This is a genomic window from Pseudomonas sp. NPDC096950 (assembly GCF_044762525.1).
GTDB lineage: Bacteria > Pseudomonadota > Gammaproteobacteria > Pseudomonadales > Pseudomonadaceae > Aquipseudomonas.
On sequence record NZ_JBIWEL010000031.1, the window covers coordinates 57,790 to 80,226 of the forward strand.

At 60.6% G+C, this 22,437-nt stretch carries 22 protein-coding genes, 1 other RNA gene and 1 pseudogene; 8 read left to right on the plus strand and 16 right to left on the minus strand.

Going from position 1 to position 22,437, the window contains the following annotated elements:
* Positions 1 to 24: 24 nt before the first annotated feature.
* Positions 25 to 1,164, plus strand: coding sequence for a DegT/DnrJ/EryC1/StrS family aminotransferase (locus ACIQY3_RS30755; RefSeq protein ID WP_403027514.1), 1,140 nt, complete (start codon positions 25 to 27; stop codon positions 1,162 to 1,164).
* A 117-nt stretch (positions 1,165 to 1,281) separates the two neighbouring features.
* Here ACIQY3_RS30755 and gcvH read toward each other — a convergent pair whose 3' ends face one another.
* The 9 genes from gcvH to ACIQY3_RS30800 all read right to left on the minus strand — a co-directional run bounded on the left by gcvH (position 1,282) and on the right by ACIQY3_RS30800 (position 10,754).
* The gene (gcvH, locus tag ACIQY3_RS30760; protein ID WP_054044613.1) at positions 1,282 to 1,665 is read right to left on the minus strand and encodes a glycine cleavage system protein GcvH; all 384 of its coding nucleotides are present in this window, start codon (positions 1,663 to 1,665) and stop codon (positions 1,282 to 1,284) included.
* 51 nt (positions 1,666 to 1,716) lie between these two features.
* The gene (gcvT, locus tag ACIQY3_RS30765; protein ID WP_403027518.1) at positions 1,717 to 2,799 is read right to left on the minus strand and encodes a glycine cleavage system aminomethyltransferase GcvT; all 1,083 of its coding nucleotides are present in this window, start codon (positions 2,797 to 2,799) and stop codon (positions 1,717 to 1,719) included.
* A 156-nt stretch (positions 2,800 to 2,955) separates the two neighbouring features.
* The gene (locus ACIQY3_RS30770) at positions 2,956 to 4,572 is read right to left on the minus strand and encodes an ABC transporter permease (protein ID WP_403027521.1); all 1,617 of its coding nucleotides are present in this window, start codon (positions 4,570 to 4,572) and stop codon (positions 2,956 to 2,958) included.
* A 140-nt stretch (positions 4,573 to 4,712) separates the two neighbouring features.
* Positions 4,713 to 5,717, minus strand: coding sequence for an extracellular solute-binding protein (locus tag ACIQY3_RS30775; RefSeq protein ID WP_403027524.1), 1,005 nt, complete (start codon positions 5,715 to 5,717; stop codon positions 4,713 to 4,715).
* Between the two features lie 228 nt (positions 5,718 to 5,945).
* The gene (locus ACIQY3_RS30780; protein ID WP_403027550.1) at positions 5,946 to 7,163 is read right to left on the minus strand and encodes a 2-octaprenyl-3-methyl-6-methoxy-1,4-benzoquinol hydroxylase; all 1,218 of its coding nucleotides are present in this window, start codon (positions 7,161 to 7,163) and stop codon (positions 5,946 to 5,948) included.
* A gap of 9 nt (positions 7,164 to 7,172) precedes the next feature.
* The gene (locus tag ACIQY3_RS30785; RefSeq protein WP_403027526.1) at positions 7,173 to 7,658 is read right to left on the minus strand and encodes a DUF4442 domain-containing protein; all 486 of its coding nucleotides are present in this window, start codon (positions 7,656 to 7,658) and stop codon (positions 7,173 to 7,175) included.
* On the minus strand, positions 7,651 to 8,838 hold the full coding sequence (ubiH, locus tag ACIQY3_RS30790) for a 2-octaprenyl-6-methoxyphenyl hydroxylase (RefSeq protein ID WP_403027529.1): 1,188 nt from the start codon (positions 8,836 to 8,838) through the stop codon (positions 7,651 to 7,653). Before ubiH ends, ACIQY3_RS30785 begins: the two co-directional genes overlap by 8 nt.
* Complete coding sequence (pepP, locus tag ACIQY3_RS30795; RefSeq protein WP_054044627.1) at positions 8,835 to 10,169, minus strand: Xaa-Pro aminopeptidase; 1,335 nt, start codon at positions 10,167 to 10,169, stop codon at positions 8,835 to 8,837. Before pepP ends, ubiH begins: the two co-directional genes overlap by 4 nt.
* Positions 10,170 to 10,196: 27 nt before the next feature.
* Positions 10,197 to 10,754, minus strand: a complete 558-nt coding sequence (locus ACIQY3_RS30800; protein ID WP_163910752.1) for a YecA family protein — start codon at positions 10,752 to 10,754, stop codon at positions 10,197 to 10,199.
* Between the two features lie 128 nt (positions 10,755 to 10,882).
* Between ACIQY3_RS30800 and ACIQY3_RS30805 the strand changes: the two genes are divergently transcribed.
* The 4 genes from ACIQY3_RS30805 to ACIQY3_RS30820 all read left to right on the plus strand — a co-directional run bounded on the left by ACIQY3_RS30805 (position 10,883) and on the right by ACIQY3_RS30820 (position 12,306).
* Positions 10,883 to 11,092: a TIGR02449 family protein gene (locus ACIQY3_RS30805; RefSeq protein WP_007942437.1), complete on the plus strand. Its 210-nt coding sequence runs from the start codon at positions 10,883 to 10,885 to the stop codon at positions 11,090 to 11,092.
* Entirely contained in the window at positions 11,089 to 11,406 is a 318-nt protein-coding gene (locus ACIQY3_RS30810; RefSeq protein WP_007942435.1) for a cell division protein ZapA, read from the plus strand. The genes ACIQY3_RS30805 and ACIQY3_RS30810 overlap by 4 nt, the downstream gene beginning before the upstream one ends.
* Positions 11,407 to 11,436: 30 nt before the next feature.
* Positions 11,437 to 11,615: non-coding RNA, 6S RNA (ssrS, locus tag ACIQY3_RS30815), on the plus strand.
* 85 nt (positions 11,616 to 11,700) lie between these two features.
* The gene (locus ACIQY3_RS30820) at positions 11,701 to 12,306 is read left to right on the plus strand and encodes a 5-formyltetrahydrofolate cyclo-ligase (RefSeq protein WP_403027533.1); all 606 of its coding nucleotides are present in this window, start codon (positions 11,701 to 11,703) and stop codon (positions 12,304 to 12,306) included.
* Positions 12,307 to 12,339: 33 nt separating this feature from the next.
* Here the strand turns inward: ACIQY3_RS30820 and ACIQY3_RS30825 are convergent, their stop codons facing one another.
* Positions 12,340 to 12,492 (minus strand): hypothetical protein, encoded by a 153-nt coding sequence (locus ACIQY3_RS30825; RefSeq protein WP_008024268.1) that lies wholly within the window; start codon positions 12,490 to 12,492, stop codon positions 12,340 to 12,342.
* Between the two features lie 195 nt (positions 12,493 to 12,687).
* Here ACIQY3_RS30825 and ACIQY3_RS30830 point away from each other — a divergent pair, with 195 nt between their 5' ends.
* Positions 12,688 to 13,137, plus strand: coding sequence for an EVE domain-containing protein (locus tag ACIQY3_RS30830; RefSeq protein ID WP_403027535.1), 450 nt, complete (start codon positions 12,688 to 12,690; stop codon positions 13,135 to 13,137).
* Between the two features lie 116 nt (positions 13,138 to 13,253).
* On the opposite strand, the gene ACIQY3_RS30835 is transcribed toward ACIQY3_RS30830, so the two are convergent.
* Complete coding sequence (locus ACIQY3_RS30835) at positions 13,254 to 13,664, minus strand: flagellar basal body-associated protein FliL (protein WP_403027538.1); 411 nt, start codon at positions 13,662 to 13,664, stop codon at positions 13,254 to 13,256.
* A gap of 150 nt (positions 13,665 to 13,814) precedes the next feature.
* Here ACIQY3_RS30835 and ACIQY3_RS30840 point away from each other — a divergent pair, with 150 nt between their 5' ends.
* Positions 13,815 to 14,792, plus strand: coding sequence for an NADPH:quinone oxidoreductase family protein (locus tag ACIQY3_RS30840; RefSeq protein WP_054044635.1), 978 nt, complete (start codon positions 13,815 to 13,817; stop codon positions 14,790 to 14,792).
* Positions 14,793 to 15,078: 286 nt separating this feature from the next.
* On the plus strand, positions 15,079 to 16,431 hold the full coding sequence (glpT, locus tag ACIQY3_RS30845) for a glycerol-3-phosphate transporter (protein WP_403027541.1): 1,353 nt from the start codon (positions 15,079 to 15,081) through the stop codon (positions 16,429 to 16,431).
* Here the strand turns inward: glpT and ACIQY3_RS30850 are convergent.
* The 5 genes and pseudogenes from ACIQY3_RS30850 to rho all read right to left on the minus strand — a co-directional run.
* Entirely contained in the window at positions 16,404 to 17,075 is a 672-nt protein-coding gene (locus ACIQY3_RS30850) for a gamma-glutamylcyclotransferase (RefSeq protein ID WP_213937904.1), read from the minus strand. The two genes, glpT and ACIQY3_RS30850, sit on opposite strands and share 28 nt — an antisense overlap.
* A gap of 208 nt (positions 17,076 to 17,283) precedes the next feature.
* The gene (locus ACIQY3_RS30855; protein WP_054044648.1) at positions 17,284 to 18,252 is read right to left on the minus strand and encodes a CDP-6-deoxy-delta-3,4-glucoseen reductase; all 969 of its coding nucleotides are present in this window, start codon (positions 18,250 to 18,252) and stop codon (positions 17,284 to 17,286) included.
* The gene (gene ubiD, locus ACIQY3_RS30860) at positions 18,252 to 19,718 is read right to left on the minus strand and encodes a 4-hydroxy-3-polyprenylbenzoate decarboxylase (RefSeq protein WP_054044650.1); all 1,467 of its coding nucleotides are present in this window, start codon (positions 19,716 to 19,718) and stop codon (positions 18,252 to 18,254) included. The genes ACIQY3_RS30855 and ubiD overlap by 1 nt, the downstream gene beginning before the upstream one ends.
* Before the next feature lie 69 nt (positions 19,719 to 19,787).
* On the minus strand, positions 19,788 to 21,791 hold the full coding sequence (locus tag ACIQY3_RS30865) for an acyltransferase family protein (RefSeq protein ID WP_403027546.1): 2,004 nt from the start codon (positions 21,789 to 21,791) through the stop codon (positions 19,788 to 19,790).
* Between the two features lie 148 nt (positions 21,792 to 21,939).
* Positions 21,940 to 22,437 (minus strand): annotated as a pseudogene (gene rho, locus ACIQY3_RS30870) (transcription termination factor Rho); the annotation flags it as partial.

Genomic DNA, 22,437 nt, shown 5'->3' on the forward strand with positions numbered 1-22,437 from the left:
TCCGCTATCGGGTGTCTATTGTTTATGAGCCAACTGCCATTTCTGCCGTTTTCCAAGCCCGTCATCGATGAAGCCACGATTGCCGCGGTCGGCGACGTGCTGCGTTCGGGCTGGATCACCAGCGGCCCCAAGGTCCAGGCCTTTGAAGCGCAACTCTCGGAATTCTTCGGCGGGCGCCCGGTGCGCACGTTCAACTCCGGCACCTGCACCATGGAAATCGCCCTGCGCATTGCCGGTATCGGGTCGGGAGATGAAGTGATCACCACGCCGATTTCCTGGGTCGCCACCGCCAACGTGATTCTGGAAGTCGGCGCCACCCCGGTGTTTGCGGATATCGACCCGGTCACCCGCAACATCGATCTGGACAAGCTGGAAGCCGCGATCACGCCGCGCACCAAGGCGATCATTCCGGTGTACCTCGCCGGGTTGCCGCTGGACATGCATCGGCTGTATGCGATCGCCAAAAAACACGGTTTGCGGATTGTCGAAGACGCCGCCCAAGCCTTGGGTTCGAGCTGGAACGGTCAACGCATCGGCGCCACCGGTGATTTCGTGTCGTTCAGTTTCCAGGCGAACAAGAACGTCACCTCCTCGGAGGGCGGTTGCCTGGTGCTGAACACGCCTGAAGAAGTGCGACTGGCGGAGAAGTACCGTTTGCAGGGCGTCACCCGAAATGGTTTCGATGGACTGGACGTGGATGTGCTGGGCGGCAAGTTCAACATGACCGATGTCGCGGCGGCGATTGGCCTGGGACAATTTGCGCATATCGAGGCGATCACGGCTCATCGGCGTGAGCTGGCGCGGCACTATTTCGCGTGTTTCGGTGCGGATTTCGAAGCGCAGTACGGTGCGCAATTGCCTCCGGCGGATTTCGAGAACAGCAACTGGCACTTGTTCCAACTGGTGCTGCCAGAACGCAAGGACGGCCAACCGGCGCGGGCTACGTTCATGGAGCAGATGCAGGCACTGGGTATTGGCATCGGCTATCACTACCCGCCGATCCACCTGCTGAGTCTTTACCGCGAGCGCGGTTTCAAGGAAGGCCTGTTTCCGGTGGCCGAACGGGTCGGTCGCCTGATTGTTTCGTTGCCGATGTTTACCACCATGAACAAGGCGGATGTCGAGCGGTCGGTGCAGGCGGTCAAATCGGTGCTGAAGCTATAAACACCTGTGGGAGCGAGCCTGCTCGCGAAGGCGGTGTGTCAGTCAACATCTACATCGACTGATACTGCGCTTTCGCGAGCAGGCTCGCTCCCACATGGGGGTTTTGCAGGGCGGAGGTTATTCGCCGATAGCGGCTTTGTAGCCTGCCGCATCCAGCAGTTTGTCCAGCTCAGCCGGGTTGCTTGGCTTGAGTTTGAAGATCCAGGCACCGTACGGGTCGGTGTTCAGCGCTTCAGGCGAACCGCTCAGGTCTTCGTTGATCGCGATCACTTCACCGCCAATCGGCGAGTAGATGTCGGACGCGGCTTTAACCGACTCAACCACACCGGATTGATCGCCGGCAGCAAACACTTTGCCGACTTCGGTCAGTTCAACGAACACCACGTCGCCCAAGGCTTCCTGAGCGTGATCGCTGATGCCCACGGTGACGGTGCCATCGGCTTCCAGACGCGCCCATTCGTGACTTTCGGCAAAACGCAGGTCGGCAGGGATATCGCTCATGTTCTGTGTCCTCAAGAAAAATGTCAGCGGTCGTTGCCCGCCAGAAAAGGTTTAGATCAAGGTTTTGCCATGGCGTACGAAGGTCGGTTTGACCACTCGGACCGGGTACCACTTGCCACGGATTTCCACTTCTGCGCGGTCGGCGGTCGCCATCGGCACGCGCGCCAGTGCAATCGACTTGCTAAGCGTAGGAGAGAAACTACCACTGGTGATCTCCCCTTCGCCAACATTGGCGATGCGGACCACTTGATGAGCGCGCAAAACCCCGCGCTCTTCAAGGACCAGACCGACCAGTTTGTGCTGTACGCCGCCGGCCTTCTCGGCTTCCAGGGCCGCACGCCCGATGAACTGGCGCGTAGCCGGCTCCCAGGCAATGCTCCAGGCCATATTGGAGGCCAGCGGTGAGACATCTTGATGAATGTCTTGCCCGTAGAGGTTCATTCCGGCCTCGACGCGCAAGGTATCCCGGGCGCCAAGACCGATGGGCGAAATGCCGGCGCCCACCAGATCGTTGAAGAAACCCGGCGCCTGACTGGCCGGCAGCACGATTTCCAGGCCATCTTCGCCGGTGTAACCGGTGCGCGCGATAAACCAGTCGCCGTCGAACTGACCTTCGAAAGGTTTGAGCATCTGAATGAGGTTGCCACGGGACTGCGTGACCAGCTCGGCGATCTTATGCCGGGCGTGGGGACCTTGAATGGCCAGCATCGCCAACTCGGAGCGCTCAAGCAGGCGCACATCGAAGCCGTCGAGATGAGCCTGCATCCAGGCCAGGTCCTGATCCCGGGTAGAGGCGTTGACCACCAGCCGATAGCCGTCTTCGAGACGGTAGACGAGCATGTCGTCGACGATACCGCCGCGCTCGTTGAGCATGGTGCTGTACAAGGCACGGCCAGAGCTGTGCAAGCGTTCGACGTCATTGGCCAGCAAGTGCTGGAGCCAGGCCTTGGCCTGGGGGCCGTCGACATCGATCACGGTCATGTGGGATACATCGAAAACCCCGCAATCGCGACGCACCTGGTGGTGTTCCTCGACCTGCGAGCCGTAATGCAGTGGCATATCCCAACCGCCAAAATCGACCATCTTCGCGCCGAGGGCGAGATGAAGGTCATACAGAGGCGTACGCTGTCCCATGGGTTTCTCCTTCCGGGCGTGGCGAAGGTGCGGACAAGCACTGCACGGGTTGAAAGCCTTGAAATAGAAGGCCTTCAGCCGATTTCAGCTACCTGATCTGTCAGACGGACCGCACCGAATGCCGCGCATTGTAGCCGCAAGGTGTAGGACTGGCACCTAGGCGTTTCGATGCGCCGAACGTCGAATCAATCCGATGACCGGTAACAGTCCGACCAAAACCAGGGTCAGGGCCGGCAACGATGCCCTCGCCCACTCCCCTTCGCTGGTCATTTCAAAGATGCGAACCGCCAGCGTGTCCCAGCCAAACGGGCGCATCAGCAGGGTCGCGGGCATTTCCTTGAGCACATCGACGAACACCAGCAACGCCGCGCTCAAGGTGCCCGGCAGCAAAAGCGGCAGATACACTTTGAAAAACAGTCGTGGCCCACTGACGCCAAGGCTACGTGCCGCTTCGGGCAAAGAAGGCCGTATTCGCGCCAGGCTGCTTTCCAGCGGCCCATAAGCCACCGCGATGAAACGCACCAGATAAGCCAATATCAGCGCTGACAGACTGCCCAGCAGCAATGGCTTGCCCGCACCGCCGAGCCAGCCCGACAGCGGAACGACCAGTTCGCGATCGAGGTAACTGAAGGCCAACATGATCGACACTGCCAGCACCGAGCCGGGCAAGGCGTAACCGAGGTTGGCCAGGCTGACACCGGAGCGGATCGCCCGGGTCGGCGCGAGGCGTCGGGCAAATGCCAGCAACAGGGCCACGCTGACGGTAATCAGCGCGGCCATACCGCCGAGGTACAGGGTATGGACGATCAGCCCGGCGTAACGCTCATCCAGATCGAAGCGCCCGCGCTGCCAGAACCACACCAGCAGTTGCAGCATCGGAATCACGAAGGCGCAGGCGAACACCAGACCGCACCAACTCATCGCCGCCAACGCCTTGATGCCGCGCAGGTGATACAACGCCTTGACCCGTGGTCGCTCGTTGCTCGCCCGATTGGCGCCACGGGCACGGCGCTCACCGTACAACACGACCATCACCACCAGCAGCAACAGGCTGGCCAGTTGCGCGGCGGTCGAGAGGCTGAAGAAGCCGTACCAGGTCTTGTAGATGGCGGTGGTGAACGTGTCGAAGTTGAACACCGACACCGTGCCGAAATCCGCCAGGGTCTCCATCAACGCCAACGCCACACCGGCGCCAATGGCCGGGCGCGCCATGGGCAATGCCACGCGCCCGAACGCTTGCCACGGCGATTGCCCAAGGACTCGGGCGGCTTCCATCAGACCTTTGCCTTGGGCCAGGAATGCGGTGCGCGCCAACAGGTAAACGTAGGGGTAGAACACCAGCACCAGCACGAGGATCACGCCACCGGTGGAGCGCACTCGCGGCAATCGCAGCCCGCTGCCGAACCATTCGCGCATCAGGGTTTGCACGGGACCGGCGAAATCCAGCAGGCCGACGAAGACAAACGCCAGCACGTACGCTGGAATCGCGAACGGCAGCATCAACGCCCAGTCCAACCAGCGTCGGCCGGGGAATTCGCAGAGGCTGGTGAGCCAGGCCAGGCTAACGCCCAACAGCGTCACGCCGACACCGACACCCAGCACCAGGGTCAGGGTGTTGCCCAGCAGGCGTGGCATCTGGGTGTCCCAAAGGTGGGACCAGATTTGTTGATCGATGGTTTGCCAAGAGAAAAACAGCACGCTCAGGGGCAGCAGGACCAGCGCGGCGATGGCGAAGACCAGAGGGTACCAGCGGCGTTGGACGGGGTGGGCCAAGGCAAAAACTCTCGTTTTAAATGATTGTGCCCACGCTCTGCGTGGGCACACATCTTGTGACGCTCCGCGTCACGCTTCGATGCGGAGCGTCGGTGGATGCATTCCCACGCAGAGCGTGGGAACGATCAATACCGCCGAACTCAGTTCCAACCCGCCCGATCCATCATGCGGATCGCTTCCGCCTGACGCTTGCCGGCAATTTCCACCGGCAAGGTATCGGCGACAAACTTGCCCCAGCTCGCCACTTCCGCCGATGGTTGCACCGCCGGGTTGGCCGGGAATTCCTGGTTCACATCGGCGAAGATCTTCTGCGCTCCCGGCGTGGTCATCCATTCCACCAAGGCCTTGGCCGCTTCCGGATGCGGCGCATGCTTGGTCAGGCCGATACCCGACAGGTTGACGTGCACGCCACGGTCGCCCTGGTTCGGCCAGAACAGCTTCACCGCCAGGTCCGGCTTCTGCTTGTGCAGACGGCCGTAGTAGTAGGTGTTGACGATGCCGACGTCGCACTGCCCGGCGTTGATCGCTTCCAGCACCGCGATGTCATCGGAGAACACATCGGTGGACAGGTTGCTCACCCAGCCCTTGAGGATCTGTTCGGTTTTATCCGCGCCGTGAACTTCGATCATGGTGGCGGTCAGCGACTGGTTGTAGACCTTCTTCGCCGTGCGCAGGCACAGGCGACCTTCCCATTGCTTGTCGGCCAGGCCTTCGTAAGTGGTCAGCTCACCCGGCTTCACGCGATCCGTGGAATAGGCGATGGTCCGCGCCCGCAGGCTCAGGCCGGTCCAGGCGTGGGATGCGGCGCGATACTGCAAAGGAATGTTGGCGTCGATGGTCTTGGAAGTGAACGGCTGGAGGATGCCCATCTGCTCGGCCTGCCAGAGGTTGCCGGCATCGACGGTGAGCAGCAGGTCGGCGGTGGCGTTTTCGCCCTCGGCCTTGATGCGCTGCATCAGCGGCGCTTCCTTGTCGGTGATGAACTTCACCTGCACACCGGTTTTCGCGGTGTAGGCATCGAAGACTGGCTTGATCAGCTCGTCGATACGCGAGGAGTAAACCACCACCTCATCGGCGGCCTGGGCGGCGGTGCTGCCGATCAGGGTCAGGGCCAGTGCAGTCAATAGACGCTTCGGTGCCAACATGGGAGCGGTCTCGATTGAAAAATGAGGCCAAATGATAAGGACTCACATTTGCCAGCTCAATCGAACAGTTTGCGGAGGAGTTACCAGATGTTGCACAGCCAGACATTGAGGGTGGATGTGCCGCCGTCCTCGCGGGCAAGCCCGCTCCCACAAGTGATTCTCAGTGTTCACAAAACCAGTGTGGGAGCGGGCTTGCCTGCGAAGAGGCCATTAGCCACACCGCAAATCTCAAGCCTTGGCCAACGCCGGCAAATCCCCGGTCAACCCCAGCGCCTCGCGCACAAACAACGCCTTGGCCTCCGGCAGTTGCTCGACGATCTTCAACCCGGCATTGCGCAACCAGCGCACCGGCAGCGGATCGGCCTGGAACAGGCGCTCGAAACCTTCCATCGCCGCCATCAACGCCAGGTTGTGCGGCATGCGCCGACGCTCGTAGCGGCTGAGGACTTTCACATCCGCCAAACGCTCGCCGCGTTCCGCCGCTTGCAGCAACACTTCAGCCAGCACCGCCGCATCGAGGAAACCCAGGTTCACGCCCTGCCCGGCCAGCGGGTGGATGGTGTGCGCCGCATCGCCGATCAGCGCCAGGCCTTCAGCCACATAACGCTTGGCATGGCGCTGCCGCAGTGGCACGCACAATCGCGGATCAGCGCTGAGCACCGTACCCAGACGGCCCTCGAAGGCTCGCTCCAGTTCGCGGCAGAAACCTTCGTCATCCAGCACCATCAGGCGTTCGGCTTCACTCGGCGTAGTGGACCAGACGATCGAACACCAATCCTGCTGACCGTCCCGTTCCAGCGGCAAAAATGCCAGCGGACCGTTATCGGTAAACCGCTGCCAAGCGGTCATTTGATGGGGGTTGGAACTGCGCACGCTGGTCACAATGGCGTGGTGCATATAGTCCCACTCACGGGTCGCAATACCGGTCAGGCGCCGCACCGCCGAGTTGGCACCGTCCGCCGCGATCACCAGTGGCGCGCGCAAGGTGCGGCCATCGGCCAGAGTCAGCAGCCAGTCATCGCCGGAGCGGCGCATCTGCTCCAGGCGCGCATTGGCCAGCAGGCCGAGATCGCAGTCGTGCAAGCGATCCAGCAAAGCGTCCTGCACCACGCGGTTCTCGACGATATGCCCCAGCACATCGGCGTGCACACTGGCCGCCGAAAAATGAATTTGCCCGGTGCCGCTACCGTCCCAGACGTGCATGTCGGTGTAGGGGCTGCTGCGCCGATTGGCGATGCCGTCCCACACACCGAGGCGTTCAAGAATGCGCTGGCTGGCGGCCGATAAGGCACTCACCCGCGGCTCGAAAGTCGCTTGAGCGTCGAAGGGTTTGACGCTCATGGGGCTGCCGTCCAGCAGCAGGACTTCCAGCCCACTGTCCTGCAACGCCAGCGCCAGGGCGCTGCCGACCATTCCGGCCCCGACAATCAGCAGATCTGCGCGCATTTCCATGCTTTAAGCCTGTCTCGCTTGCGGCTTGAGCCGCACGTAAAGGGTTTTCCCGACCCGCGCCACCAAGGTGCCGGCGCCGTCGTGAATATCGACCTGCAACTGCGGCAGGTATTTTTCGCCACTTGCCGTCTGCCGGCGGATCTCGTCGAGCAAGGTTTCGTCGATGTTGAAGCGGGCGAACACCGGGCCTTTGCCCGGTGCAATGAAATCGATGTCGGCGGCCTTGTCCCAGACGATGTACCGGTGCCCGAGGTTTTCCATCAGCATCAGCATGTAGAACGGATCGACCATCGAATACAGGCTGCCACCGAACTGGGTGCCGACGTAATTGCGGTTGTACCAGCCCAGGCCCATGGACACCTTGATGTCCCGGAAGTCATCGCTGATGTGCCGAACCCGCACCCCGGCGCCGAGGTACGGCGGGTAGAACGTCATGACCCAGCGCATCAACCGCGCCTTGCCGAATTTTGCAGTCAGCCACTTAAGCATCCGGGCGAGTACCCAAACCCATGGCCTGGCGGGCGAACCAGCGTTTGGCCGGCGGCAACAGGTCGAGGCCGAGCAGGCCAATATTGCGGCCCAGGGACACCAGCGGCTGGGTGCTGCCGAACAGGCGCGTGACCTGATCGGAGAAGCCCACGGTCAGGTTCTGATCCATGCGTTGGCGCTCGCGATAAGCCTGCAACGTCGCAAAGTCGTCGGGCGAGGTTTCGCTGGCCAACAACGCATCGGCCAAGGCCTGAGCATCGCGCAAGGACAGGTTGAAACCCTGCCCCGCAATCGGATGCAGGCTGTGGGCGGCGTTGCCGAGAATCGCCAGGTGCGGACGCACCTGCTCTTCGGCCTCGATCAAAGTCAGCGGGTACAAGTGCCGCGCGCCGACCTGTTTCAACGTGCCGAGACGATAACCGAACACACCCTGCAACTCGCTGAGGAAGCTCTTTTCATCGAGGGCCGCCAGCCGTTGCGCGTCCATGCCCAGTCGGGTCCAGACCAAGGCGCAACGGTTGTCCGGCAATGGCAACAACGCCATCGGGCCGTCATCGGTGAAACGTTCGAACGCCATGCCGTTATGGGCTTCGCTCGGTGTGATGTTGGCGATCAGCGCGCTCTGGTTGTACGGGCGCTTCTTGATGCCGATCCCCAGTTGCTCGCGCAGGCCGGAACGGCCGCCATCGGCGAGTACCGCAAGGTCGCATTCCAGGGTGGTTTCATCGTTGAGGGTCAGGCGATACCCATCGGTCAGCGGCTCCATGCGGACGACTTCCGCCGGGCAACGCCAGCTGACCACATCCTTGTCCAGGCCTTGCCAGAGACATTGACCAAGCCAGGCGTTTTCCACCACATAACCGAGAGCAGGAACGCCCTCTTCCATCGCCGACAGTCGCGCCGTGGAAAAACGTCCACGGTCGGATACATGAATCTGCTTGATCGGCTCGGCGCGGCGGGAGATTTCCTGCCACACGCCCAACCGTTGATAAATCTGCCGGGCGCCATAGGACAGCGCCGAAGAACGGGCGTCGTAGCTCGGTTGATAGGTGTCGCCGGGGGCGAACGGCTCGATCAGCACGATCTTCCAGCCCCGGGCCTTGGCCCCAGCCTGCAACGCCAACGCCAGACTGGCGCCGACCAGGCCGCCACCGATGATTGCCAGATTGACTCGACTCATGCCGCTTGTGTCCGTGCTTGCGCCATCAAGGCCTCGATCTCGGCGACCGTTTTCGGCACGCCTTTCGTCAGGATTTCACAACCGGTCTTGGTCACTACCACGTCGTCCTCGATACGCACGCCGATGCCGCGCCATTTCTTCGCCACGTTCTGATTATCCGGGGAGATGTAGATCCCCGGCTCAACCGTCAGCGCCATACCGACTTCCAGCACGCGCCATTCGCCGCCGACCTTGTACTCGCCGACGTCATGCACATCCATGCCCAGCCAATGGCCGGCGCGGTGCATGTAAAACGCCTTATAGGCTTCGCTGGCGATCAACTCGTCGACGTCGCCCTGCAACAGGCCCAACTTCACCAGCCCGGCGGTAATCACCCGGACCGTGGCTTCGTGCGCCTGATTCCAATGCTTGTTCGGGGCAATCTCCGCAAACGCTGCTTCTTGCGACGCCAGCACCAACTCGTAGATCGCTTTCTGCTCCGCTGAATACTTGCCGTTGACCGGCCAGGTGCGGGTGATGTCGCTGGCGTAGCAATCGATCTCGCAACCGGCATCGATCAGCACCAGGTCGCCATCCTTGAGCACCGCGTCATTTTGCTGGTAATGCAGGATGCAGCTGTTGCGCCCCGAGGCGACGATCGAACCATACGCCGGCATCTTCGCCCCGCCCTTGCGGAACTCGTAATCGAGCTCGGCTTCCAGGCTGAATTCATGCAACCCGGCACGGCTGGCCTGCATCGCGCGGATATGCGCCTGGGCGGAAATCCGTGCGGCTTCGCGCATCACCTTCACTTCTGCCGCCGATTTATACAGGCGCATGTCGTGAAGCAGATGATCCAGGGCAACGAATTCGTTCGGCGGCTGGGCGCCGAGGTGCGCTTTAGAGCGGATCACATTGATCCAGTCCATCAGGTGCCGGTCAAATTCCGGATTGCTGCCCATGGCCGAATACACCCGGTCGCGCCCTTCGATCAGGCCCGGCAGGATGTCGTCGATGTCGGTGATGGGGAACGCGTCGTCGGCGCCAAAGTCGCGGATCGCGCCTTCCTGGCCGGCGCGCAGACCGTCCCACAATTCCCGTTCGGCGTTGCGTTCGCGGCAAAACAGCAGGTATTCGCCGTGCTCACGGCCGGGCATCAGAACGATGACGGCTTGAGGCTCGGGGAAACCGCTGAGGTACTGGAAGTCGCTGTCCTGGCGGTAGACGTGCTCGACGTCGCGGTTGCGGATGGCCACCGCGGCGGCGGGCAGGATCGCGATGCTGTTGGGTTCCATCTGCGCCATCAAGGCCTTGCGGCGACGACTGTATTCCGATTTCGGGATATGAATCATGGGCAGATGGCGTTCCCTGGCAGGCGATTAATGCAACGACGGTTTGGCAGCAGCCGGCTCGGCAGGTTTCTTGGTTTCGGTGAACAGCAGCAGCGGCGCGACGCGCAGGTACTCCATGACTTCCATGTAGTCGCTTTCGCCGTCGTCGGATTCTTCCAGAGCGTCTTGCACCTGGGCGATGGCGGCCAGATCCTGCAGGACCTCGGTCGCTTCAGTGCTCAGGGCGTTGTCGCGGTAGGTCAGACCGAAACCGGCGAGGAAGCCCTGGCACCATTGGCCCAGTGCGGCAGCGCGATCGGCCAGCGGTGCGTCGTCGGTTGGCAGCAGCAGGACGACGGTCATGTCGTCGCCGGTCAACTCACCCTTGACCATCTCTTGCAGGCCGATCAGGGCGTTGCGAACGTTGTCTTGTGGCTCGCCTTCGAGCAGCTCGCCGGCATCGGACAGCCAGCTGTCGGCTTCGAAGCCGGCACCGGCGCAACTGCGGCCGAGCAACAGGCCATGCAGTTCGGCAGGCGAGACGTTATGACCGCTGGAAGTCAGCAGGGTGGCGAAGGCTTGGTACGGGGAATTCTGAATGGGCATGGGCAGCTAGGCGCCAGACGGCGCTATGTCTAGAATGAAGGCCTTGTATCCTACATCGACAGACTCGCCAAGACTATTAAAGGCTGTCCGCCAGCTATCACCCATCAGACTCAATCTCAGTGGACACAATGGAAGACACCGATCTGCAAGCGCTGATGGCGAGACTCGAGCTGCTAATTAGCCGAGTCGAGCAACTAAAGAGCCAAAATGGACTCCTATTAGCTCAGGAAAAGACCTGGCGCGAGGAACGCGCTCACCTCATTGAAAAAAACGAAATCGCCCGGCGTAAGGTCGAGTCGATGATTTCGCGCCTCAAGGCCCTGGAGCAAGACTCATGAGTTCAAGCAATAGCGTAACCGTGCAGATCCTCGACAAAGAATATTCGATCATTTGCCCCCAGGAAGAGCGCAGCAACCTGGTGAGTGCCGCCCGTTACCTGGACGGCAAGATGCGCGAAATCCGCAGCAGCGGCAAAGTCATCGGTGCCGATCGCATCGCCGTGATGGCCGCGCTGAACATCACCCACGACCTGTTGCACAAGGAAGAACGCCCGGACGTACAGGCCAGCGGTTCGACCCGTGAGCAGGTTCGCGACTTGCTCGATCGTGTCGATCTGGTGCTCGCGACCGATCCGGACGTCACCAAGGGCTGAAACACGAAACCGCTTGGGGTATACTCGCGTCACTCCCTGGGGTGCTTGCCAGTTGACCACGTCCCTGAGCCGATTCGCACTACCCTGGAGGCTGCACGTTGGGCTGGTGTGCATGTCCGCTAGACGGAAAGCCTTAAAGCCTACTGCATCTTCCACCTTGAACTTTCGGGTTCAAGGGCTAAGTCAGCAGCGGTTCATCCGGGGAGCCTGATTCCAGTCCGATGCCGGTTTAAATACCGGCATCGGCTTTTTTACGGGTACGCTTTGTGTATTCGTCCTGCCGAAGCTGAATCCATGACCGAACCTGCGCTGCTGCCCCGCCCGCAACTTCGACGCATGCTGCGCAAGGCCCGCCGCGCACTGACACCCAGTCAGCAACGCCAGGCCGCTCGCGGGTTATACAAGCAATTGGCCCAGCACCCGCTGTTTCGCCGCGCCAGACATATCTCTCTTTATCTGCCCACCGACGGTGAAATCGACCCGCGTCTGCTGTTGCGTGCCGCGCAACGACGGGGCAAGGCGACTTATCTGCCGGTTTTAAGCGCCTGGCCGCGAACCAAAATGGTGTTCCAGCACATTCGCCCCGGCGAAAAACTCAAACCCAACCGCTTCCGCATTCTCGAACCACGGGCCAACCTTGCCCGGCAACGCAAAGTATGGGCGCTGGACCTGGTGTTGTTGCCATTGGTAGGTTTTGATGACGTCGGCGGACGCCTGGGAATGGGCGGTGGTTTCTACGACCGGAGCCTGGCGTATCTGGCGCGGCGCAAAACCTGGCGCAGGCCGACGTTATTGGGGCTGGCCCATGAATGTCAGAAGGTCGAACGATTGGCTCAAGCGAGCTGGGATGTGCCGTTGCAAGGAACGGTGACCGACAAGGCGTGGTATTTCGCAGGCTAGACGCCACCGGGATCAGCGGCGTCCGGAAGAGGTTCAGCGCTTGAAGGCTGACGGCTGTTGTTGCTGCGCGATCTCGATCGGCGCGTCGGTCTTGTTACTCCACAAGCTTTGGGCATAGCCAGTGGTCACGACGCCGAGGCCGAACAAAATAACCAAAATCCATAGTAAATCCGGTTTGCGTTTCATCGATTGCCCCCCAAAGGCACATCAACACGATGACAGCAGCGGTTTCCGTTGTAGGCCGTGCAGCAGCGTCAAGCTTAGAAGGCCGGCATTTTGCGACAACGTGAACCGACACGCAAACACTGGCGTCAACCGACTGTCGGTTTGTCATAAAATTGCCCGACAACTTGCCCACCCACCTCGCAAGGAGCAAAAACCATGGCTTATTGGCTGATGAAATCCGAGCCCGACGAGCTCTCGATCAAAGACCTCGAGAAGCTTGGAAAAGCGCGCTGGGACGGGGTTCGCAACCAGGCGCGTAATTTCCTGCGGGCGATGGCGGTAGGCGATGAGTTCTTCTTTTATCACTCCAGCTGCCCGGAGCCGGGGATTGCCGGGATCGGCAAGATTGTCGAAGCGGCCTATCCAGACCCGACGGCACTAGAGCCTGAGAGTCATTACTACGACCAGAAGGCCAGTCCCGAGAAAAATGCCTGGACCGCGATTGATGTCGCGCATGTCGAGACGTTTGCCAAGGTGCTGAAGCTGGATTATTTGAAGCAGCAGACGGCGCTGGCGGAAATGCCATTGGTGCAGAAAGGGTCGCGGTTGTCGGTGATGCCGGTGACCGCCGAGCAGTGGGCGGCGGTGATTGCGTTAAGGCCTTGAGCCTTGCATCGACTGGGTAAATGCCTTCGCGAGCAAGCCCGCTCCCACAGGGATTGCGCAGATTCCCTGTGGGAGCGGGCTTGCTCGCGAAGAGGCCCGCCCGGACAACGAATGCCTTACTGAATGATCAGGTTGTTAAACAACAAATCCTCAACCACCGGCTTGCCGGTTTCGTCATTCATCACTTGCTGGGTCTGCTTCAACGCTTCCTGACGCAGCTTTTCCTTGCCCTCGACGCTGTTCATCGCCTCGGTGGTCTGCTGGGTGAACAACGCCACCAGTTGATTGCGAATCAACGGTTCATTGGCCTTCACCAGTTTGGTCGCTTCCTCGCCGGTGACCCGCAACGCCACGTCAGCCTTGAAGACTTTCAACTTCGGCGTGCCATCCAACCCGTAGTTGCCCACGAACGGCGGGCTCAGGGTCAGGTAGCTGACTTTCGGGGCTTCGCCTTCTTTGGCGGCTTCTTCGGCCATCGCTGCCATGGGCAGAGACAGGGCCAGCATCAACATGATCCACGCTTTCACAATTCGCTCCTTATCCGGTTTGCGGCCTAGCATATCGACCCGCCGCGCAAGCACAAGCTTATGGCTGGTTATCAGGGCCGGGCATGCTCGTTGACCCAACGACTCACACACCTACACTTATCGGCCATCACTCCCAAAGGAATAGCCCTGATGAAAGCCGTGCTATGCAAAGCCTTCGGCCCCGCCGAATCGCTGGTGCTGGAAGACGTTGCCAGTCCTGTCGCGAAGAAGAACGAAATCCTGCTGGACGTGCACGCCGCCGGGGTCAATTTCCCGGACACGCTGATCATCGAGGGCAAATACCAGTTCAAGCCGCCCTTTCCGTTTTCCCCGGGCGGCGAAGCGGCGGGTGTGGTCAGCGCGGTGGGCGAAAAGGTCAGCCACCTCAAGGTCGGTGACCGGGTCATGGCCCTGACCGGTTGGGGCAGCTTCGCCGAGCAAGTCGCGGTGCCAGGCTACAACGTGCTGCCGATCCCGCCATCGATGGACTTCAACACCGCCGCCGCTTTCAGCATGACCTACGGCACCTCGATGCATGCCCTCAAGCAACGGGCCAACCTGCAACCGGGCGAAACCCTGCTGGTGCTCGGCGCATCCGGCGGTGTTGGCCTGGCCGCCGTGGAAATCGGCAAAGCCATGGGCGCCCGGGTGATCGCCGCTGCCAGCAGCGCTGAAAAACTCGCCGTGGCCAAGGCCGCCGGCGCTGATGAACTGATCAACTACAGCGAAACCAGCCTCAAGGACGAAATCAAACGCCTGACCGACGGCCAGGGCGCCGACGTGATCTACGACCCGGTCGGCGGCGACCTGTTCGACCAGGCCGTCCGCGCCATCGCCTGGAACGGTCGCCTACTGGTGGTGGGCTTCGCCAGCGGACGCATCCCGGAATTCCCGGTGAACCTCGCGTTGCTCAAAGGCGCAGCGGTGGTCGGCGTGTTCTGGGGCTCGTTCGCCCAGCGCCAACCCCAGGACAACGCGGCGAACTTCCAGCAATTGTTTGGCTGGTTTGCCGAAGGCAAGCTGAAGCCGCTGGTGTCGCAGGTGTATCCGCTGAGTAATGCGGCCCAGGCGATCAATGATCTTGGCCAGCGCAAGGCTGTGGGCAAGGTTGTGGTTCAGGTTCGCTGAGCCTGACGAAACGATCCGGCCCGTAGACGCTATTGGCCGGATCGCTTCTTCTTTATATGAAGGATACTTCCGCAAACACCGTGCTATTTCGAGCCGCGAGCCGCACGAAGCCCTATCGGTAACCTTTCCCACACCGCCCTTCACTTATACCTGAGCGACATGTTCATAAAGGAACACACGATCTCCAACATTTCCGCTGTTTTGCCAATGCGAACCGGTGCTATTTTCGGTAACGAAACTGTAACATTCGCATCCGCAGTCAAAACAAGAAATTTGGAGCTCTTGAATGTTTGCTTTCTTTCGACCTGCCGCACATCAGGCTCCCCTGCCTGAAGAAAAAATAGACAGCACCTACCGACGCCTTCGCTGGCAGATCTTCGCCGGGATTTTCATTGGCTACGCGGGTTACTACCTGCTGCGCAAGAACTTCACCCTGGCGTTCCCCGACCTGATTGCCCAAGGCTATACAAAGGGTCAACTGGGTGTGGCGATGTCGGCAATTGCGATTGCCTACGGTCTGTCCAAGTTCCTGATGGGCATCGTGTCCGACCGTTCCAACCCGCGTTACTTCCTGCCCTTTGGCCTCGTGGTGTCTGCCGGGGTGATGTTCGTTTTCGGTTTCGCACCGTGGGCGACGTCCAGCGTAACCATGATGTTCATCCTGTTGTTCATCAACGGCTGGGCGCAAGGCATGGGCTGGCCACCGAGCGGGCGGACCATGGTGCACTGGTGGTCGCAGAAAGAACGCGGTGGCGTGGTGTCGGTCTGGAACACCGCGCATAACGTTGGCGGCGGCTTGATCGGCCCGTTGGCGATTCTCGGCATGGGCTGGTTCAACGACTGGCACAGCAAGTTCTATGTACCGGCCGCCGTTGCGCTGCTGGTCGCCGTGTTTGCCTTCATTGTGATGCGCGACACCCCGCAATCGACTGGCCTGCCGCCGATCGAGAAGTACAAGAACGATTACCCGGAAGGCTACGACGCCAGCCACGAAGAAGAATTCAGCGCCAAGGACATCTTCGTCAAATACGTGCTGCGCAACAAAATGCTCTGGTTCATCGCCCTGGCCAACGTCTTCGTCTACTTGCTGCGCTACGGCATCCTGGACTGGGCACCGACCTACCTCAAGGAGGTCAAGCACTTCGACTTCGACAAGACCTCGTGGGCTTACTTCCTGTACGAGTGGGCAGGCATTCCCGGCACGCTGCTGTGCGGCTGGATGTCGGACAAGGTCTTCCGTGGCAACCGTGGCCTGACCGGCATGGTGTTCATGGCGTTGGTGACCGTTGCAACGATCGTGTATTGGCTGAATCCGCCAGGTAACCCGATGATCGACATGATCTCGCTGTTCGCGATCGGCTTCCTGATCTACGGCCCGGTGATGCTGGTGGGCTTGCAAGCGCTGGAACTGGTACCGAAGAAGGCCGCCGGCACCGCCGCTGGTTTTACCGGTCTGTTTGGTTACTTGGGTGGTTCAGTCGCGGCCAGTGCACTGATGGGCTACACCGTGGACTATTTCGGCTGGGATGGCGGCTTCATCCTGCTGGTGGCCGCTTGCTTGCTGGCGATGGCATTCCTTGCACCCACTCTGGGGCACAAGCAAGTCGTCAGTCAGACCCGCGAAGAAGCAATCGCCTGATCGGCTTTTGATTTACAGCGCTTGAGCCGCGCCTCCAGATTCCGGTCTGGCATGGCGTGGCTACGCAGGGCGTTGGCGGTCTGCTCGACATAATCGCGAGTCGTGCCGTAACGCCCGCAAGCGCTTTCGAATACCTGGCTCAGCACGTGATCCGGCAAGTTGCCGGCATAGCTGGGCAGGTGCCGCTCCAAAACGAATCCCAACGCCTGAACCTGGCTTCCGTCTTCGAGACGGCAGTTGAGCCAGTGTGGGCGATAGGACGGGAATGGCATTTCGCGCTGCCACAAGGCATAGAGCGATGCTTCGAGTTGTTCTTCGGGCAAACGATAGGCGAAGCCGCTGCAGGAACCACCGCGATCCAGGCCAAACACCAGGCCCGGTACTTCCGGCGTGCCGCGATGTTCGTGGGACCACAGGTACAAACCGCGATGGTAACCGTGCACTCGGCCGCGCACTCGCTCCACCGCCGGGCATTCCGGGCGCCAGATCAGCGAACCGTAAGCAAACAACCAGACCGGCCCACCCTTGTGGCGCGCCATGGTCGATTGCATCGAGCTAAGCAATTGTTCGTGCGTAAGCTGCGGCCCCAGATCGAGCCGCGGAGGGTAAGCCAGGTTCAGAAAAGCAGATTCAATGGCGCTCATGGCGAATAGCGTTCAGCTCCCCGCGGATAAAGAATTACTTAATAGAACGCACCGCTGTAACAATAAGGCACATAAGTTTTAAGGCAATTTAAGTGCCATGGCACAGTTCTTAAATAATTGCCTATATGGCATATAACCTACCGGCATTTATATAAATCTATAAATACCGATCGGCTATATAGGGAGTTATAACGATTAAGACCGTGGATCAAGATCGCGGCGCGTAAGCAAATACGTCAGCGCGCATCTGATGCGCATCCATCCCCGCCTCAACCAACGCATCCAGCGTGCCGTAGACCATGGCCGGCGAGCCGCTGGCGTAGACATGCAGCGATTTCAAATCAGCAAAATCCTCGCACACCGCCTCATGCAGCATCCCGCAGCGCCCTTCCCAACCGCATTGATCGCTGACGACTTTATGCAGGAACAGATTGGGCAGCTTCAGCCATTCGTCCCAATGTTCGATTTCATAAAAGTCTTCGGGACGGCGCACGCCCCAATACAGATGCACCGGATGCTTGAAACCGGTGGCGCGACAATGTTCGATCAGGCTGTGAATCTGGCCCATGCCGGTGCCGGCGGCGATCAGCACCAACGGCCCGTCCGGCAGCTCGGCCAAATGCGTATCGCCAAAGGGCATTTCGATGCGCACCATGGCGTTGCGTTGCAACTGGTCGATCAGGCTCAGCGCACTGCTTTCGCGCGCCAATACGTGGATTTCCAGGTCGCGCCCGGCATGGGGTGCCGAGGCCAGGGAGAACGCGGACTTCTCACCGTTCTCGCGCTCGATCATCAAATACTGACCGGCGTGATAGCGCGGTGGCTTGCCGGCCGGTGCCCGCAGGTGAACCCGAAAGGTGTCCCCGCCAACGTCCCTGCATTCAATGACCTGACACGACAAGCTGCGCACCGGCAGTTCTCCCAGCGCGAGCACGCCATCCCACAGCACAATGCAGTCTTCCAGCGGCTCCGCTATGCAAGTGTAGAACTCGCCGTGGTCACGCACATTGCCGGCCTGTTCGACCCGGCCTTCCACCAGCAACGCCGCGCAGACATGGCAATTGCCGTTGCGGCAGCTTTGCGGGCATTCATAGCCCAGCCGCCGCGCGCCATCGAGAATCCGCTCGCCGGGCAATATCTCAAGCACCGCTCCGGAGGGCTGCAAGGTTACACGCATCAATCTATTCCTAACTGATTCCAGATGGCATCGATCCGTTTGGTCACGGCTTCATCCTTGACGATCACCCGGCCCCACTCGCGAGTGGTTTCGCCGGGCCATTTATGCGTGGCATCGAGCCCCATCTTCGACCCCAGGCCAGACACCGGCGAGGCGAAGTCGAGGTAGTCGATCGGCGTGTTATCGATCATCACCGTATCGCGCTTGGGGTCCATGCGCGTGGTGATGGCCCAGACCACGTCGTTCCAGTCTCGCGCGTTGATATCGTCGTCAGTGACGATAACGAACTTGGTGTACATGAACTGTCGCAAAAACGACCAGACACCGAGCATTACCCGCTTGGCATGGCCGGGATACGACTTCTTCATGGTCACGATGGCCATGCGGTACGAGCAACCTTCAGGCGGCAGGTAGAAGTCGGTGATCTCCGGGAACTGCTTCTGCAGGATCGGCACGAACACTTCGTTCAGCGCCACGCCGAGAATCGCCGGCTCATCCGGCGGACGGCCGGTGTAGGTGCTGTGATAGATCGGTTTGATCCGGTGAGTAATGCGTTCGACGGTAAACACCGGGAAGCTGTCGACTTCGTTGTAATAACCGGTGTGGTCGCCGTACGGACCTTCGTCGGCCATTTCGCCCGGATGAATCACGCCTTCGAGGATGATTTCGGCGGTGGCCGGCACTTGCAGGTCATTGCCACGGCACTTCACCAGTTCGGTGCGGTTGCCGCGCAACAGACCGGCGAAGGCGTATTCGGAGAGGCTGTCCGGCACCGGCGTCACGGCACCGAGGATGGTCGCCGGGTCAGCGCCCAACGCCACGGACACCGGGAATGGCTGGCCAGGATGCTTCTCGCACCACTCGCGGTAATCCAGCGCGCCGCCACGGTGGCTCAGCCAGCGCATGATGACCTTGTTGCGGCCAATCACTTGCTGACGGTAGATGCCGAGGTTCTGGCGATCCTTGTTCGGGCCTTTGGTGACGGTCAGGCCCCAGGTGATCAGCGGGCCGACGTCGCCGGGCCAGCAGGTCTGCACCGGCAGCATCGCCAGGTCGACGTCGTCGCCTTCGATGACCACTTCCTGGCACACCGCGTCTTTGACGACTTTCGGCGCCATGGCGATGATCTTGCGGAAGATTGGCAGCTTGGACCACGCATCCTTCAAGCCCTTCGGCGGCTCGGGCTCCTTGAGGAACGCCAGCAACTTGCCGATTTCCCGCAGCTCGCTGACCGCCTCGGCACCCATGCCCATGGCCACCCGCTCGGGAGTGCCGAACAGGTTGCCGAGGACCGGAATGTCGTAGCCGGTCGGGTTCTCGAACAGCAACGCCGGGCCCTTGGCCCGCAGCGTGCGATCACAGACTTCGGTCATCTCCAGCACTGGAGAGACAGGGACATGGATGCGTTTCAACTCTCCGCGCTGCTCAAGCTGCTGCACGAAATCCCGAAGATCCTTGAATTTCATTGATGATGGCACCCGTAAAATAGGCGTACATCCTACCTGCTCTGCCGGCCGCTGGCAGCTTATCGCTGCTTACTTGGCCGCATTCACGTTGCCATTGCCGACTGTGGCTTGGGCCTGCAAGCGCATGAACAGTGGCTCAAGCACCGGCGCCACGAAGCGCGCGCCGATCTCCGACAGGTGATTGTCGTCGGTATACAGCGAGTGACCGTTGAGTTCGACCCGGCACAGACCCGCGTCATCACACAGCAACGGCGCCGGATCCACCACCGATACCCCTGAATTGTTGGCTGCCAGTTGCGCGAACAATTGGCTGATGAAGGCTTGGCGCTTGAAGTGCTCCGTCACTGCCAGGCCGACGTCATCCGTCGGCCGATGCAACATGGCCAGGCGCGTCAGGCGATACGGCGGGCTGAACTGCTGCAGCGGTGCTTCCTTGACCAGCCAGACGCGATGCCCGCCATTGCGCAGTTGCCGGATGGTCGCCTGCAAGCCTTCAGCCAAACGCTGCTCGGCGGCGGGACGCTCATATCGGCCATGGGAATCGCGCAGCGCATGGCCCAGATCGCCTTTCACATCACCATACAAATACAGGCTCCAGCGCGCGACCAGCACCACATCCCCCACCGCTTGCGGCTTCAATGCCTGCTCGATCCGACGGTTGAACCGGGCGCATTGCTGATCGTGCTCAAGCCCTTCAACCGGAATGCAGCCCGGGGAACTGGCGAGGATCACGCTGACACCATGCTTCTGCGCGCCATCGTCGAAGACCGGGATCAGCGCCGTGGCATGGCTGTCGCCCCAGACCAGTGCTTTTGGCGCAGTGGGCGCTGACGTTCCGTAGTGACAGAACAGCTTGTCGTCAGGGGTTTTGTCGTCGGCCAGGCAGCGCATCAATTCCGGCCGCCACTCCTTGCCTTTGGCGTACTGCAACGCCTGATCAGACAGGCGCGAGGGCAAGCCATCGGTCCAGCGCAATGCCTGGCCGGCCAGGCCGAGCACCAGTACACCGCAACCGGCCGCAATCAGAATCTGCCGACGTCCCGCCAACAACCGACGCTCGCGGAACGGGGTCTCGACGAAGCGCCACGACAGATAACCGAGCACCAGCGTGAGCAAAATCAGTCCCGCGACCTCCACCGGCCCCGACTCGGCGACGCTGGCATAGCTGGCGAACACAAACACTGGCCAATGCCACAGGTACCAGGAATAGGAAATCAACCCGAGGCCCACCAACACACGACTGGCCAGCAACCCACCGACCAGCGTCTGCCGATGTCCGTTGGCCCAGATCAGCGCGATCACACCGAGGGTCGGCAACAGCGCCGCGGCACCGGGGAATGGCGTGCTTCTGTCGTAGGCAAACACCGCCAGCAAAATCAGCCCGAAGCCGAACAGGCTGACGGCTTGCGCCCCGGCCGTGGTCAGGCGCCAGTGGCTTCTGGGCGCCACCGCCAGCATCGCGCCGGCCAACAGCTCCCAGGCGCGCATCGGCAACAGGAAAAAGGCTTTTTCAGGATGGTGCGCCACGGCCCAGACACTGAGCCCAAACGACACCAGCAACACGCCGAACAATGCCAGCCGCCAGTGCTTGAGGCGACTCGACAGCACCGTCAGCAACAGCGGGAAGACAATGTAGAACTGCTCTTCAACCGCCAGCGACCACGTGTGCAACAACGGCTTCAGATCGGAAGCCACATCAAAATAGCCATCCTGGCGCATGAACAGGATGTTGGACACGAACATCACCTGATAGCGCACCGAGCGCCCCAGCTCTTCGTAGTCCTTGGGCGCCAGCAGGAACCAGCCCACCGCCAATACCGCGAGAATCATCACAAACAGCGCCGGCAGGATCCGCCGGGCACGCCGGGCCCAGAAATCGACAAAGCTGAAACGCCCGGCCTGACGCTGGTTCCAGATGATCGAAGTGATCAGGTAACCGGAAATCACGAAGAAGACGTCAACACCAACAAAACCGCCGGTAAAGCCAGGAACGCCAAAATGGAACAACACTACCGCGATCACGGCGATTGCCCGCAAGCCGTCGATATCCCTTCGATAAGCAAGTGTGCTCATAAACAGAAAATGCCAGTCAGATTAAAGTTCTGGGCTCGTCGGCCCATTTCGTTTGTGTACAGACCAACCCTAGTCGCAAACCTCCCCTTTTTTTTGCAAAAAAAAATGGCGCCCCGAAGGACGCCATTTTTAGCGGTTGAAAACCGTCTTACTTACGCTTCATCGACAAGAAGAACTCGTCGTTGGTCTTGGTCGTTTTCAGCTTGTCGACCAGGAACTCGATGGCAGCGATTTCGTCCATCGGGTGCAGCAGCTTGCGCAGGATCCACATGCGCTGCAACTCGTCGTCGGCCGTCAGCAACTCTTCGCGGCGGGTGCCGGAACGGTTGATGTTGATGGCCGGGAAAACGCGTTTTTCAGCGATGCGGCGATCCAGAGGCAGTTCCATGTTGCCCGTGCCTTTGAATTCCTCGTAGATCACTTCGTCCATCTTCGAGCCGGTTTCAACCAGCGCGGTGGCGATAATGGTCAGCGAGCCGCCTTCTTCGATGTTCCGCGCGGCGCCGAAGAAACGTTTCGGTTTCTCCAGGGCGTGGGCATCGACACCACCGGTCAGTACCTTGCCGGAGCTCGGGATCACGGTGTTGTAGGCGCGAGCCAGACGGGTGATGGAGTCGAGCAGGATCACCACGTCTTTCTTGTGTTC